Raw genomic sequence first — 14,977 nt, 5'->3', positions numbered from 1 at the left:
TGGCCGCGCTACGCGGTCCGGACGAGTTCCTTCAGTTCGGTGAGCCGGACCTTGCCGGCCGAGGACCGTGGGATGGCCGGGAGGTGGGTGACCCGGCCGGGGACCTTGTACGGTGCGAGGTGCACCCGGCAGGCGTCGATGACCTCGGCCCGCCCGGGGTCGCGGGGGCCGCTGAGGACCGCGTGCAGCACGGTCCCGCCCTGGGCGTCGTGGTCGGCGAAGACCACCGCGTCGTGAACTCCGTCGAGTCCGGTCAGGACGCGCTCGATCTCCGTGGGGTCGACCTTCCGCCCGGCGAGGTTGAGGGGACCGTCGAGGCGGCCGGATACGAACAGCCGCCCGTCGTCGAGGTGTCCGCGGTCTCCCGTTCGGTAGAAGCCGTCCTCGTCGATCCGCGCTTCCAGCCCTCCGGGGACGTTGAGGTACCTGCTGGCCATCGACTCGGTACGCACCAGTACCTCCGGCTCGCCGGTCTCCCGCTCCACGATCCGCAGCGCGACGCCGGGCAGCGCGGTGCCCAGGCCCGCGGTGCGGTCCGGGTCCCGCTCGTAGGTGCACGGGCCGGTCTCCGCGATGCCGTAGTAGTCGGCGATCCGGACGCCGTACCGCGACTCGAACGCCGCCCGGTGCTCCGGAGGCAGGGTGGCCGCGGCCGAGATCGCCCTCCGCAGGTGGGCGAAAGCCTCCGGATCGGGATCCGGTGCCTCGGCGAGAACCCGGTAGACCAGGGGGAACGCCACGAGCCGGGTGGCCCGCGCACCGCGCAGCGCCCGGATGACGCCCGAGGAGGTCGGCAGGCCGCGGTACACGTGCAGTTCTGCGCCGGCCAGGAAGGTGGCCAGCAAGGACGTGTTGAAGGCCAGGCCGTTGGTGAATGCCGCCATGCAGAGCACCCGGTCGTCCGGTTCGAGTCCGGTGCCCGTCATCCAGTTGCGCGCGGCACTGTGCACGGCGGCGGCGGAGAACTCCAGGCACTTGGGTGCCCCGGTCGTGCCGGAGGTGAACCGGCAGGTCGCGGTGGTCGGCGCCGGCACCGGGACCGGCACCGGCGGCGCCGCCACCGGTGCGGGCCGCATCAGGGTGAGGAGGCTGCCCGCCACGGGCGTCGCGGTGCCCGGGAGCGGGAACGCGTGCGGCTTGTCGGTCAGGAACACTCGCACACCGCAACTGCCCACGATGCCGTGCAGTTCGGTCGCGCCGAACTGCGCGTCCACCAGGAAGGGCAGCCGGCCGCCGGCCAGCAGGGCGTAGTACGAGACGAGGTAGTCGGCGCTGTTGGAGGCGTACAGGGCGACCCGTTGTTCACGCGGGGACAGCGACCGCGCCAGCCGGTCGGCACGTTCGCGCACTCGCGCGGCGAACTCGCGGTAGGTGATCTGTGTGCCGTCGTCGACGACGGCACACCGGTCGCCGTGCTGCGCACAGGCGGCCAGGAACAGCTCGTGGAGTGCTCGCCTGTCAGCCACGGCGCCTGCCCGGGGCCGCCGCGAGGGCCGGAGCGTCGAGTTCGGCGCGGCAGGCCATCGAGTGGTTGGCGACGGTGAGCATGGTGGTCTGGCTGCCGCCCGACATCCGGAAGCCGCGCACCTGAGCGTGCGCGCGCAGCGCGACGCTGTCCCACATGTACCCGGCGCCGCCTTCCAGGTCCGTCGCGAGTCCGGCGAGCTCCGTGGTCCGCTCCACGCAGAACCACTTGAGTTCGGCGATCTCGGGAACGGTGCTGCCACCTTCGGTCAGCCGCAGGAAGCACTCGGTCAGACCGGCCTCCATCAGCTCCTGGTCCGCTCGGGCCCGCGCCAGCGCGTGCTCGTTCACCGGCCAGCTCGCCAGCGGCCTGCCGCCCAGCTCCCGAGCGGTGCTGTGCCCGACGATGTGCGCGAGCAGCGTCCGGTGGGTGAAGAAGGCGTCGGCGGCGATCAGGAACCTCATCCGGGACATCACCCGGTTCCAGCGCATGAGCTGGCTGAGGCCCCTGCGCGACACCACCTGGGAGGCGGGTACCCGGGTCCGGTCGAACTCGACCAGGGCGGAGTCGATGGCGCGGGTCCCGAACTTGTCGTAGACCTCGCGTACCCGCACGCCCGGGGTGTTCTTGTCGACCAGCACGATGGCGGGTTCGCCGTCGAGTCGCACGCTCACGAAGCACAGGTCGGCGTTGGCCCCGTTCACCACGAACTTCTTGCGCCCGTGCACCACGACCTCGTCCCCCTCGGTACGGGCCGTGGTCGGCTCGTCGGCGGACGGATCGGTGTCGCACTGGCAGGCCACCAGGGTGCCGGCGACCAGACCCGGCAGGTAGCGGTCGCGCAGTGCGGCATCACCGGAGGACACCAGCCAGTCGCAGGCGATCTCGTTCTGGACGTGCATGCCCAGCGCGAGCCCGCCGTCACCCACCTGGGCCAGGGCCTCGCCGAGGACCAGGGCGCCCAGCAGGCCCAGGCCCTGCCCGCCGTGCTCGGCCGGCAGCGAGGCACCCGTCAGGCCCTGGGAGGCGAGGTCCTGCCAGGCGTCCTTGCGGATGTGGCCGCCGGGGGCGGTGCGCCACCGTTCGAGCCACTGCGGGGTGAGGCAGGCCATGGCCCGCTCACGTAACGTGTGATGACGTGGCGTCATCCGGGTGGACAGGACGCTGTTGCTCAACATGCGGGAACCCACGCTCTCTGTCGTCTTGATCGAAGACTCACGCTCAGCGGTCCTGCGCGGGACCCGGTCCCAGGCCGTGGCTGTAGGCGACCGGAGCCCGGTCCCACTTGACCGCGCTCTCGTCGGGGACCCCGCCCGCCAGGACGTAGACCACCTCTTCGGGTCCCTCCAGGTGCACGAGGTCCGCGACCCGGCCGGTGTCGAACCCGCCCAGGCAGGTGATGCCCAAGCCCTGCTCGGCGGCGCCCAGGCACAGGCGTTGAGCCGCCCCCGCCGCGTGGAAGTGGAGTTCGGCGAGCCCTTGCCGGCCGCGCGCGCCCAGCAGCGGCCGCACCGGGGCGTGCAGGACGAGGAGCAGCGCGGCGTTGTGGACCACGCCTTGCCCCATGCATGCTCCGGTCAGTGCCGCATCGTCCCCGCCGTCGCCGATCCGCAGCAGCACGTGGTCGTCGGGATCGTAGACGTAACTCCCCGGTTCGATGCCCTCGACATCGCGGATCAGCACCCGCAGAGCGGGCAGGGGGCCGTCGACGCAGTCCATGGCGGTGCGCCGGCCGGTGTGCACGAGCACCTTCCCCAGGTCGTCCGCGCCGATGCGGGCGGGGCGGAACCCCTTGGCGGACCGGCGCCGCAGGACCGCGGTGCGGAACCGCAGCGGTCCGGGGTTCCCGGCCGGGGCCAGCCGCACCGCTGCGGCGCCCTCGGTGGACGGCTCGGCAGTCGGGCGGGGCCCGGCCGCGAGGGAGCGCGAACTGCCGTACGCGGGTGGGAGGGTCGTCGGATTGTGGAAGGCGCTGATGGACTGTACCGACTTCCAGGCCGCGATCTCCGCCGCGGTGAGGTCCTCCACCGGCGCCTCGTCGCGGCCTCTCCAGATGGGGACGGCGAAGGGGTTGCTGGCGGGGCCGTGGGGGTGCGTGCGTCGGTCGGCCGGTGCGGTCAGCTCGACGAGGGCCTGCGGTTCCCGGCAGCGGCCGGCCAGTCCCAGGAGGTCCGCGGCCCGCCTCCGGTCCAGGCGCAGTCGGACGAGGGCGCGGAATCCCGCGTCCTCGGCGGCCAGCGCGATGTTGGTCGCGGCGTGCCCGCCGTCGAGGAGGGTGTAGAGGTAGCCGCGCCGGCCGTACTTCCGCATGGATTGCCAGGGCCGGCCGGCCGGCACGACGACCGCGTCCGGGAGCCGGGGGCCACTGGCGGGCCGGTCCAGGAGCTCCGCCACGTCGGTGAAGGAGGCTGCCCCGGTGTGGCGCAGACAGCAGCCGACCACGTCGTAGGCGTACAACTCGTACCCGGTGTCGCCACGCAGGGCGAGCATGACCTCGAACGGATAGAGGGCGCCTGCGGACGGCGTGGTGCGGGCGCGCATCAGGGTCTTCCCCTTGGTGATCACCGCGCCGTCACGCTCCCCGTAACCGAGTCCCAGCAGATCCGCTATCGCGGTCCACGTGGCGCGTAAGGGCTGTGGTGGGTCGGCGGAACGCGGAGGCGTGTCGGGGACGACGGCGCGCAGCCGCGTCTCCTCCCAGAACCTCGTCAGCAGCGGATCCAGCCGCTCTTCGACATCCATTCCACTCCTCGCGTTCATGGCTCGTTCCACTCACGCCGGCCCTTTCGGGGTCTCCGTGGACTTCCGGCGAGATTATTGAGAGGACCACCGGCGACGAAAACTACGCACGCGCTTCACGAGCGGCGGCACCGTGGAACCAGAAAGTCCGAAACGGGTGGCATTTCTCGGGTGGCGCGAACTGGTTGTCCTGAAGATGTCGGCGTCCCGGTCAGGCCGAACCGATAGCCGCGTCCGGACGGCTTTCACACCGCAGCTTCGCGTCATCCAAAGTTCGATCCCGCGACGCACATTTTTCCACTTGCTTGCGGCTCGGCCCGCTGCACAGTCGGCTTGCATGTTCTGCGCAAACACCGCCTGCAGCGAACACTGACTTCAGACCGACCTGTAACCGGAGGGAGCGCTTGCGCGTTCGTGGGCGGGAATTGCTTCCCGGGGTTCGTACAGCGCAGCTCGCACCCCCGGCGATCAGCCACCGGAAGATTGACGACTACATTACGTGCGGCCGGAAAACATGTCGCACGACTTGGAGAAGATGGCCGATCCGTCGGCCCGAGCCGCGGGGACGGCGAGGCTGCCGGCCTGCGGGAACGGCTCACGGGACGCGGACGTGGGTGGCCGGATCAGGCCTCGAGGCAGTGGCCCGTCGTCTCGCGTACGTGATGGCCTCCGGGTTGCCCCAGAGATGCAACGTGTGAGCTGACGGGAAGGTGCCGGCGGACACTTCGAACCGAGTTCCACCACGTCTGAGCCGTCTGCCGAAAAGTACATCCTGGCCGGTTGCCTTACCCGTCACGGGACTCAAGTCATGCCTCCTTGTGACCTGACCTTGCGCTTCGATGCCTGAAACAGACATCACCACGGAGGTCTATATTTCGCCAGAGGATGTTTTTCCCTAACGCGCCGCACCGCGTCGGCAGGGATGGAGAAAACTTGACCGCGCACGAGCGCTGATCGACTGCCGACGCGGCCGATTCTCAACGCCTGCGGGTCGAGACTGAACCCTGCCCTCTCACCCTTACAGAGTGTGGAGCAACGGTTTGATCACGGGCAAGACTCTAAGTAATCGATTTGTTACCGGCAACCCCCCGTCCAAGGAGCGAGATGACGCTGCTTGGAGGTCGTTTTCTCTTGATGTTCCCTCCTGGAATGCGCCGTTACTCACTGAGCATTTCAGAATCGATCTGGCCCACCCCGGTGTAACGCCGTGGGATCAGGAGCCGATCTTGTCAAGCTCGGCGAGATCGTCCTCGGAGAGCAGAAGTCCCGCACCGGCGACGTTTTCGCGCAGGTGTGCCACCGACGAGGTGCCGGGGATCAGCAGGATGTTCGGCGACCGCTGCAGCAGCCAGGCCAGGGCAACTGACATCGGTGTCGCGTCCAGCCGGGTGGCTACGGCCGTGAGCGCCGAGGACTGCAGCGGGCTGAAGCCGCCGAGGGGGAAGAAGGGCACGTAGGCGATGCCCTGCTCGACGAGATCGTCGATGAGGTCGTCGTCGTGGCGGTGGGCGAGGTTGTACATGTTCTGCACGCACACGATCGGCGCGATCGAGCGCGCCTCGGCGACCTGCTCCGCCGTCGCGTTGCTCACGCCGAGGTGGCGGATGAGACCCTGCCGCTGGAGGTCGACGAGCGCCCCGAACGCCTCCTCGAGCGAACCGGGCACGGGGCCCTGGGCGTCGCCGAGCCGGAGGTTGACCACGTCCAGCGTGTCGAGGCCGAGGTTCTCCAGGTTCTCGGTGACGGCCCGGCGCAGCTCTTCAGGCTTTCGTGCCGGAGGCCAGCCTCCCTCCTCGTCGCGGGTCGCCCCGACCTTGGTCACGATGTGCAGCGAGTCGGAGTACGGGTGCAGCGCTTCGCGGATCAGCTGGTTGGTGATGTGTGGCCCGTAGGCATCGGCGGTGTCGACGTGGGTGATGCCGAGGGCGACGGCCTCGCGGAGAACGGCCAGTGCGCCCTCGCGGTCGGCGGGCGGACCCATGACCCAAGGGCCGGCGAGCTGCATGGCGCCGTAGCCGAACCGGGTGACGGTCAGGTCGCCCAGGGTCCAGGTGCCGCCGGGAAGCGAGGCGGTGGGTGTGCTCATGGTGTGCCTTTCGTGTTGAGCCAGGGGATGGTGCCTAGCGGCGCCTTGCACCACTATTGGTGCGTAACTTCCAAGCAGGAAGTAGGCACTTCGAAGTGCGTAGGGCACCCGCGGGTGAGAGGAACGGTCCATGGCGACGACGACAGCGGCCCAGCAGAGGGCACAGGCCAAGGTGGAGTACGACGCCTTCGTGGCGGCGTGCCCCAGCCGCAAGCTGCTCGACCGGATCTCGAACAAGTGGGTCACGCTGATCCTGGCCGCGCTCGGCAGCGACAGCGCGCATCAGCCCGGTGCCGACTGCGCCGGCGGGCCCCGGGTGATGCGCTACTCGGAGCTGCAGCGCCTCCTGGCCGGCGTCAGTCAGAAGATGCTCACCCAGACGCTGCGCTCCCTGGAGCGCGACGGCCTGGTGTCCCGGACCGTGGTGCCGACCGTGCCGGTCACGGTGTCCTACGAGCTGACCGATCTCGGCCTGTCGCTGTACGAGATGATGCGCGGCCTCAAGGCTTGGGCCGAGGCGCACATGGACGACGTGCTGGCCAATCGCGAGACCTACGACACTCGCGACGCCTGAACCACACCAAGGTTGCCGAGCAGCAAGAACAGTCGCACGGCTCCTCGCCCGACTCCGGTCGGGCGGAGCAGGCAGGTCTGCGCGACCCCCGCCTGTTGTGCCTGCCGCTACCTCGTCTACCTCGTCGCACGAGGACCGGACGCTGCACCAGCCGCCGCGGCCCGGTAGGTGCTGGGGCTTCGGCCCTTGTGGCGTTTGAAGGCGGCACTGAAGCCAAAAGCGTCGGCATAGCCGACGGACCTGGCGATCTGCGCTATGCCGAGGTCGGTGTCGGAGAGCAGCGTCTCGGCCTCGTCCATACGGCATTCGGTCACGTAGGCGAGGGGAGGGCGACCCATCAGGTGGGTGAAGCGCTTGGCGAACAGCGCCCGGGAAACGCCTGCTCGAGCGGCTAGGGAGGCCACCGTCCAGGGCTCGGCGAGCCGGTCGTGGAACGACTGGAGGGCGGGCGCGAGGACCGGGTCGGCGAGGCCCCGGTACCAGCTGGGTGCGTCGGCACCCGCCCTGTCGAACCAGCTGCGCAACGTGCACACCAGGGCCCAGTCGAGGAGCCGGTCCATCAGCGCCTGCGAACCGGCCGAGAGGCTGGCGGCGTCGGCGGCGGCCGCCTCCAGCCAGGCGCACACCTCGGCGTCCTCCTCGACCACCACTACGGGTGGCAGTGCGCGCAGGAGCCGCTCGTGGCGGTGGCCCGACGCACGGTAGGCGCCCACGATCAGCGCGGCCGCCTCCTCCGAGTCGGAGCCCCACCGGATACCGCTGAGTTCCTGAGTACCGCACTCGGAACTCTCGGTGAAGCAGGTGATCTCGTACGCGGCGTGGGAGCTGTCCAGGGCGGCGGGGTGGTCCACGAGGTGGAACGGTCCGGGGCCGCGCACGAGGGCGGTGTGACCGGCGCCGAGTGCTCGTTGCGTTCCATCGGGCAGCAACAGGACGCCTCCGCCTCGCAGCACGCTGATCATGGTGAGGGGCGCGATGTCGGCGAAGCGGACGGCCCAGGGCACCGTGAGTACGACGTGACTGACGACCGACCCCTCGGCCCGAATGCCGCTCAGTAACGAACTCAAAGGATCCACGCACAGCACGGTAGACGATCTCCTATGTTTCGGAGCGGTTCTCCCATGGATCATCTACGTCACCGCGGCTGAACTGGACTCCTACAGCGAACCGACCGAGACCAATCGGGAGACACCGTGACGCAGCACGACAGCCGTGCCAGGACCGCCCTCGTCGTCGTCGCACACCACCGCACCGATTCCCTCACCGCGCACACGGCCCGCCGTGCTGCCGCACAGCTCGAAACAGCCGGCTACCGCGTCGACCTGCTCGACCTGCACGCCGAGGGCTTCGACCCTCGGATGACCGTGGAGGACCAGCCGGACTGGGGAAACCGGGAGAAGGAGTACTCGGAAGAGGTGCGCACCCACATGCGGCGCATCCTCGACGCTGATGCCGTCGTCGCCGTCTTCCCGGTGTACTGGCAGAGCGTGCCCGCCATTCTCAAGGGCTGGATCGACCGCGTATGGAACTACGGGTTCGCCTACGGCCGCAGCAAGCCCCGCCTCGCCGGCAAGCGCATCCTGTGGCTGGGCCTGGCCGGCGCCACCGCCGACGATCCGATCACGGCGGGCATGCGGGCCGTACTCGAAACCAGCCTGAACGAGGGCATCGCCTACTACTGCGGCTTCTCCCACTCCACCGTCGGCCTGCTCAGCGACGCGGAGGAGCGCCCTCAGCGCATCGACACCGAAGGCAATCTCCTGGTCGGCGACGCGGTCACGGGCGCGGAACGGGAGGCCCAGTACACGGCTTTCGACCGTCGCACACAGGAGTTCGTAGAGGCTTTCATCGCCGAGGAGTTCGTGGCGGCCTGAGGCCGGGGAAGGTGCGCATGTGAGGGGGCACCGTTAGGGCGGTCCCGCATGTCACAGCTGAGGTCTCGCGGCATGCCGGCGTACGTCGCTGACCTTGTTCGACTGCGGGAGTGTGAGCGTCTGAGCTGCGGTGCGAGCAGACCGTTGGGTCGACGGCAAGCCGTGGCCCGGTGTGGTCGAGGTTCAGTTCACGGACGCCCGGGGGCAGCGATGGTCGCTGTTCGACGAGGCACCGATCCTCGTGGCTGGGGGCGAGCTGGGTAGGCTCTTCGCCATGACCCGCTCCCTGTCCGTGTCGTCGGGCAGAAGATCGCCGGGCTCAGCCGTGTCCGTGAAGCCGTGCCGCTCATACAGCGCGACCGCCTTGCCGTTGCTCGGCATGACGGACAACCACAGCGTCGTGGCACCGCGCTCCGCCGCCCACCGCTCGACCGCCTGGATGAGGTAGTCACCCACTCCCTTGCCTCGAGCCGCGGGATCGACCCACATCGAGATCAACTCCACGTTTCCTGCTCCCGCGCCCGGCACTGCGCTGGCCATGCCGACTGGGAGGCCGTCGAGGAGCGCGATGAGATCGTGCGCGCCCGGAATCGACAGACGGGCACGCCAGCGTTCCTCTCGGTCGCCGGAGCCCTGCCACTGGGCCAGCGTCGATCCGAACGCGTAGGGCGCCTCAGCAAGCGCGGCCAGCCGCAACTCCCGCCACAGAGGCCAGTCGTCTGCTCCCAAGGTGCGTAGTTCGAGCATGCTGCAGACCCTGCCCGCCCGACGAGACGGGGAGCAAGTTGATTACGCCCACGCGAATGAGGTCCTTCCTGCCCGTCCGCGACGATCCGTCGAACCGGTGCGGTTCTTCTCGACAGCGACCCGCCGCAGGTCTTGACGGACGGAACCTGACGTCGTGTGATGAGAGGACAAATCATGACGGGGGATGACACGATGGCGGCAGAGGGACACGACGGACCCGATAGCGAGTCCGAGAGCCACGGTGAGGTCCCCCAGAGCAGCGATCCGGAAGTCCCCTCCCACATTGGCTGGGCCGCCGATAAAGTACCTGTGATCTTCCTGGCTCTTCTCGTTCTAGGGCTGATGATCGCAGGCGCGGTATCCGACGACTGCGTTAGTAGTTGCGTCAGCTACCCCTGATGAAACCTATGCCTTGCAGTCGCTGCGGTTGTCCGCGGGCGGTCGGCCGGCCACGACGACCAGTCGGGCGTCGGCACCGATGAGGTCACGGGCTTCGCACCTCCTCGTCGGGATGCTGGTTGAAGGCGTGCACGATGGCCTGGTGTAGGCGTCTCGGCCCAGGGCGGCGGTGAGGTGCTCGATCTGGCTCCTTAGCTCAGCGGCCCGGGCGGTGGCCTCCGGGGCCAGAAAGTTGTCCCACAGTCGGTCAGTCTCCGTCCGGGCCAGCGCCGATGGCGCCGGCTGAGCGGAGCGAACGCCCGAGGTCTCCGATGAGGACGCGCGGGTGTCGCCGCCACCACCACAGGTCGGGCCCGGAGGGCCTGTGGAACTGACCCGGCCCAGCTCAACCCGGGCCCGGGCCCGACGCGCTGATTGACCTTGTAGTTGCTGTAAAGGCCAGACTGGGCGTCATGTTGTCGATCAGCGAATTCAGCGAAATGTGCCATCTGCCGCCGCAGACGCTGCGGTTCTACCACTCCGAGGGGTTGCTCGTGCCGTCCGACGTCAATGAGCGGACCGGCTACCGCGCGTACACCTTCGAGCAGGTCGAGCAGGCCATGCTCATCACCGCACTGCGCGGCACGGGGATGAGCGTCAAGCTGGTCCGACGTGCTCTCGACGAGCCGGACGTGGCCCCGGCCCTGTTGCAGCAGCACAGTACGGAGGTGCATCGCCAGCGGCAGGCCCAGGACGAGGCGATCAGCGACGCGCGCGAGCTCCTCAGCTCATGGCCGACGGTGCGCCTGAGGCACGTACCCGCGATGACCGTGGCGTCCAAGCTGGTGCCCGGGACCTGGATCGGGGACAGCCCTCGCGACTGGGCGGAAATCGATGCCGCCGTAATCGCCACCGTTCAGGACGTGGTCAAGACTGTGGAGTCGTGCGGCGTCGTTGTCTCGGGGACCCCTTGGCGTGTCTGGGCCACAGAGGCCCCGGAGCAGGAGAGGCAGGGGCGTACCGCCGAGGGACAGCGCTGGCTGGTGCAGATCCCCATCACGGGGGACGAGGAAACGGTCACAGCTCTGCCCGGCGACATCACGGTGCAGTTCTTCGAAGCTCGGGACGAACTGTCGATCTTCATCCCGGGCAAGAGTTCGATGGCCAAGTACGGCACTGCGCTCTCACGCCTGTTCGCGCATCCCCTCGACGCCGCCTTCATCGACGTCTCCCGCATGCGCCAACTGCTGCACCACGACGGCGTCGAAACCACCGCGGCAATCTGCACGCTCGACGAGACCGACATGGCCGGATGACCTCGCACCCAGCGGGCCGCCCCACCGAGAAGAACCGAGCACCGGCGAGGCGCCACCTCGGCCACCTCGGCCAGCCGTACAACTCCGGTATCCGCCCCACGTAGCCACTGCCGGGCCGGGCCTGGCCTGCTCCGCTGCCGCGCCGGGAGGCTCGAACACCGTGCCGGCCCAGCCCGCAGCCCTCTCCGCGAGAGCGACGAGTGGTCGTGGTGAACGCGCGCCCGGACGACGAGGATGGCCGGCGGGGCGGTGCCCCTCTTCTGCTGCCCGCCACTGATTGCGGGAAAGTTCAAACCGCTCCTCCGGTGGGGAGCAACCAGGGGGCGTGTTCGATGGCGGCCTCCTGCGGGAGGTGAGGTCGTCGAACCCGGCTCGTCGTGGGGGAAGACGGAGAGCGGAGGACACCATGGAAGCGATCGCGGCCGATCTTCTGGTGGCCCTGGCCAGTGGCACGGCAGGTGCGGCGGGGCAGCAAGCGTGGACGTCGCTGCGTGATCTCGTGCGGCGCCGCAGCGAGCCGGAGTTGGCGCCCGACGCACCCGAGGGCATCCCGTCGGGAGAGGAGGAGCTCGCGGCCTTGGACGAGCGGGCCGAGAGCGTGGAGCGCGCGCGTGCGCTCGCCCGCGTGCTGGGGCTGCGGGCCGCGTACGACGATGCCTTCCGCGCGGACCTCGCGGCTTGGCGGAGCGCCGCGGAGGAGACCGTGGTGCGCACCGGCGAGGGAGACGTACACAACCGGATCACGGGCGGCACGCAGAGCACCGTCGTCATGGGGCGGGACTTCCACGGCCCCATCACCTTCAACCAACCGTGACGGAAAGCGACACGATTTGTCCGTGCTGTGTCATCCTGAGACGGAACCAGCAGTTGCCTCCCTGTACAGACATGCCCGGGCGGTTCGCCCGGGCCGGATGTCGTGGCGGGGACACGAACACGACGCCGGTGTGACGGGGGTGTACGGGGTGGAGCCCTCTCGCGGGCCGAGACGGAAGGCCGGTTGAGCGGCCATGTCGGAGCGGGCACAGGGCGATGTGCACAACGTGTTCTCCGGCGGCAGCGCCACGTATGTCATCCAGGGCCGGGACTTCGGCGCCGTGCACCTGCACCTGCCGCCGCCGCCGCGGACGACACAGGACAGTGCCGCCGCCGAGTTGGCGCGCGTGGTGCTGGCCCAGTGGCGGGACGAGGCGGGGGCCCTGGGTCTGACCGGAAGCGTCAGGCTCGCGGTGGGCTGGCGGGCCGACTGGACGGTCGCCGACCACCGTGAGCACGTCGGCGCCGACATCACCGGCAGCACCGCGGGCCTCACCGAACTCGCCGCCGCCTTCCAGGCCCTGCCCGCTCGACGCCTGGTGATCATCGGCGCTCCCGGCTCGGGCAAGACATCCCTGATGATGCTGCTCACGCTGGAGTTGCTGAGCCTGCGGGACGAGACGCGGCCCATCCCCGTGCTGCTGCTGGTGTCCTCCTGGGACGCGGGCAAGGAACACTTCGACGTCTGGCTCGCGCGCCGCATCCACGAGGAGTACGTCGGTCTGTCCAAGGACCTGAACCGAGCCCGCATCCGCGCATTGGTACGCGACCGGCGGGTGCTGCCCGTCCTCGACGGTCTGGACGAACTACCTCGCCCACTGCGGTCCGCGGCGCTGGCCGGGCTCAACAGGGCGGGCACCGAAGGCATGCCGCTGATCCTGACTTCCCGCACGGAGGAGTACACCGAACTCGTCGCAGCGGAGACCGTGTTACAAGCAGCGGCCGTGATCAGGGCACAACCCGTGGTGGGGGCGGCGTCGGCGGAGTACCTGCGCGGCTCCGCGCACCCGCAGCGCACTCGGCAGTGGCAGGCGCTCCTCGATCACCTCGCACACCACCCCGGAGCCGCGGCGACCAGAGCCCTCTCGTCTCCGCTCATGCTGTGGCTGGCCCGCACGGTGTACGCCCGCCCGGACGCCGACCCCGGCGAACTCGCCGACGAGTCCCGCTTCCCCGACGCGGCGGCGATCGAACGGCATCTGCTCGACTCCGTCGTCCCCGCGGCGTTCCCCACCGGGCCGGCCTCGCCCCACCAGCCCCACCCGGTACGGGAGTGGGGGCATGCGAGAGCGCGGCGCGCCCTCGGCTTCCTCGCGACCCATCTCACCGCGACGAAGACCAAGGAACTCGCCTGGTGGGAGCTGCACCGCGCGAAGCCGCCGACGGTCCTCAAGGCGCCGGTCCTGGTGGCCGGCTACGTCCTGCTGATGGCAGGCTCCTCGTGGTTCCAGAACCGGGTCGCAGGAGGCAATCCGTTCCTGACCTTCCAGGTGGCCGCGGGAGCTCATGTCGCCACGACGTTCGGGATCATGAGCGGCATGCTCCTGCTGCTCTCGCAGGTCTGGAAAGGGCCTCTGCCCCGTCGGCCCGCCGGGTTCGGCAGGCACCGGTCCCGTATCCCGGGCCTGTTCTGGCTCCTGGTGTTCCTGACGCCCGTCGTCCTCCTCCTGTACCGGGACGAGCCGCTTCTGGCGCTGGGGCTCACCGTTCCGGCGCTGCTCATGCTGGTCGTCGGCGCGCCCGCCGACACCGCGCAGGCCGTCGGACCGCGGGCACTGCTGAACGGCGAGCGGGCCAGCACGGTGCTGATGCTGCTGGGTGTCGCCCCCGTGATCGGGGCCATCGGCACCCTGTTCACCGTCCAGGTACCCGACCGCGCCGTGCTGCTCGGCAGTTGGCTCTCCGGATCCGTGGGCGCGGCCGCGGTGATCGTGACCCTCAGTCCCTGGGCGCAGTGGCTGCTGGCGAAGGTGGTGCTCGCGAGCCTGGGGAGGCTGCCGTGGTCGACCATGGCGTTCCTTGAGGACGCGCGCCGGGTGGGCCTGCTGCGGCAGGTCGGCGGCGTGTACCAGTTCCGCCACGCCCAACTTCAGCAACGCCTCGCGGCCAACCGCCACGGTGGCGCGCCGGCGCCCCGCCGGCAGCGCGACGCCACCCGTGCGCCCTGGCCGGTCCGGCCGCTTCCCGCGGCGGACAGCACCCCGCGGTCCGTACGCATCCCCGGCCATGTCGGGGTCCGGGTCACCCGGGGGAACCCGGCCGCCTATGTGGCGATGTGGACGCTGGCCCTGGTATGGACCGGCGTCATCACCCTCCAGAACGCCTGGCACGATCCCGGCGCCTGGCAGACCGTGGGTTTCTTCGTGGCGCTTCCGCCTGTCGTCGACCTGCTGCTCCCGCCCCTCACCTGGCGCAGGGCCGAGTTGCGCCTGGACGACGGCGGCGTCGAGTTCGCGGTGGGCAAGCGAACCACACGTTTCGAGTGGCAGGACATCGCGGAGGTCGCGGCGCGGCCCTACGAACCGCCGTTCGGGAAGAACGACGGCACCGTCATGCTCCACCTGCGGCTGAGGCCCGAGACCGCTCCGGGGCCGCGCATCCGTGTCAACAGCACGGGCTGGATCGCCCTGTGGCCGCTCGACAGCCCCACCGGAGAACCGGCCGACGCGGCGATTCGGCCCGAACTGCACAACGCGCTCGTACGCTTCGCGGGCGAACGGTGGCGGCCCCAGGCGGGGACGTGACGCGGGGCCTGTGGGCCTTGCCGGACCGGTGCGGGCCCAGTGGGAACGGCCGGGTGGTGTCGCCGGCGAGGTCGGCCAGACCCGGGCGAGCGGCCATCAGCCGGTCGTGCAGCGGGGCGTCGACCACGGCCGGTCCGCGGAAGGGGCGGTGCGCACCGCCACGGTGGCACCGGCGTCCGGGGCGGGACCGCACCGCATGCGGACGGGACACCGGGCGTGGGCGGGGCGGCCCGCAACGCAC

Annotated in this window: 11 protein-coding genes; 5 read left to right on the top strand and 6 right to left on the bottom strand. The window is 70.0% G+C overall.

The window, feature by feature from the left end; all coding sequences use genetic code 11:
• Window positions 1–8: 8 nt before the first annotated feature.
• The 4 genes from Sfr03f_RS10390 to Sfr03f_RS10375 form a co-directional block, all read right to left on the bottom strand.
• Window positions 9–1,466: a class I adenylate-forming enzyme family protein gene (locus tag Sfr03f_RS10390; RefSeq protein ID WP_108953352.1), complete on the bottom strand. Its 1,458-nt coding sequence runs from the start codon at window positions 1,464–1,466 to the stop codon at window positions 9–11.
• Window positions 1,459–2,643 carry an acyl-CoA dehydrogenase family protein gene (locus tag Sfr03f_RS10385; RefSeq protein WP_108953351.1) on the bottom strand — a complete coding sequence of 395 codons (1,185 nt, stop codon included), beginning with the start codon at window positions 2,641–2,643 and terminating at the stop codon, window positions 1,459–1,461. Before Sfr03f_RS10385 ends, Sfr03f_RS10390 begins: the two co-directional genes overlap by 8 nt.
• A 43-nt stretch (window positions 2,644–2,686) precedes the next feature.
• Window positions 2,687–4,207 (bottom strand): nitroreductase family protein, encoded by a 1,521-nt coding sequence (locus tag Sfr03f_RS10380; protein ID WP_159105607.1) that lies wholly within the window; start codon window positions 4,205–4,207, stop codon window positions 2,687–2,689.
• A 1,210-nt stretch (window positions 4,208–5,417) separates the two neighbouring features.
• Window positions 5,418–6,290 carry an aldo/keto reductase family oxidoreductase gene (locus tag Sfr03f_RS10375; RefSeq protein ID WP_108953349.1) on the bottom strand — a complete coding sequence of 291 codons (873 nt, stop codon included), beginning with the start codon at window positions 6,288–6,290 and terminating at the stop codon, window positions 5,418–5,420.
• A gap of 130 nt (window positions 6,291–6,420) precedes the next feature.
• Between Sfr03f_RS10375 and Sfr03f_RS10370 the strand changes: the two genes are divergently transcribed.
• On the top strand, window positions 6,421–6,864 hold the full coding sequence (locus Sfr03f_RS10370) for a winged helix-turn-helix transcriptional regulator (RefSeq protein ID WP_108953348.1): 444 nt from the start codon (window positions 6,421–6,423) through the stop codon (window positions 6,862–6,864).
• A gap of 116 nt (window positions 6,865–6,980) precedes the next feature.
• Here Sfr03f_RS10370 and Sfr03f_RS10365 read toward each other — a convergent pair whose 3' ends face one another.
• On the bottom strand, window positions 6,981–7,940 hold the full coding sequence (locus tag Sfr03f_RS10365; RefSeq protein WP_245967480.1) for an AraC family transcriptional regulator: 960 nt from the start codon (window positions 7,938–7,940) through the stop codon (window positions 6,981–6,983).
• A gap of 117 nt (window positions 7,941–8,057) precedes the next feature.
• Between Sfr03f_RS10365 and Sfr03f_RS10360 the strand changes: the two genes are divergently transcribed.
• On the top strand, window positions 8,058–8,738 hold the full coding sequence (locus Sfr03f_RS10360) for an NAD(P)H oxidoreductase (RefSeq protein ID WP_108953346.1): 681 nt from the start codon (window positions 8,058–8,060) through the stop codon (window positions 8,736–8,738).
• A 183-nt stretch (window positions 8,739–8,921) separates the two neighbouring features.
• Here the strand turns inward: Sfr03f_RS10360 and Sfr03f_RS10355 are convergent, their stop codons facing one another.
• Window positions 8,922–9,485: a GNAT family N-acetyltransferase gene (locus Sfr03f_RS10355; protein WP_108953345.1), complete on the bottom strand. Its 564-nt coding sequence runs from the start codon at window positions 9,483–9,485 to the stop codon at window positions 8,922–8,924.
• Between the two features lie 851 nt (window positions 9,486–10,336).
• On the opposite strand from Sfr03f_RS10355, the gene Sfr03f_RS10345 reads away from it, so the two are divergent.
• The 3 genes from Sfr03f_RS10345 to Sfr03f_RS10335 all read left to right on the top strand — a co-directional run bounded on the left by Sfr03f_RS10345 (window position 10,337) and on the right by Sfr03f_RS10335 (window position 14,736).
• Entirely contained in the window at window positions 10,337–11,179 is an 843-nt protein-coding gene (locus Sfr03f_RS10345; RefSeq protein WP_108953343.1) for a MerR family transcriptional regulator, read from the top strand.
• Window positions 11,180–11,585: 406 nt separating this feature from the next.
• The gene (locus Sfr03f_RS10340; protein WP_108953342.1) at window positions 11,586–11,993 is read left to right on the top strand and encodes a hypothetical protein; all 408 of its coding nucleotides are present in this window, start codon (window positions 11,586–11,588) and stop codon (window positions 11,991–11,993) included.
• 193 nt (window positions 11,994–12,186) lie between these two features.
• Window positions 12,187–14,736 (top strand): NACHT domain-containing protein, encoded by a 2,550-nt coding sequence (locus tag Sfr03f_RS10335; protein ID WP_108953341.1) that lies wholly within the window; start codon window positions 12,187–12,189, stop codon window positions 14,734–14,736.
• Window positions 14,737–14,977 lie beyond the last annotated feature (241 nt).

It is taken from the genome of Streptomyces fragilis (assembly GCF_003112515.1).
Taxonomy (GTDB): Bacteria; Actinomycetota; Actinomycetes; order Streptomycetales; family Streptomycetaceae; genus Streptomyces; species Streptomyces fragilis.
This window is presented reverse-complemented; position numbering and strand designations above follow the sequence as displayed.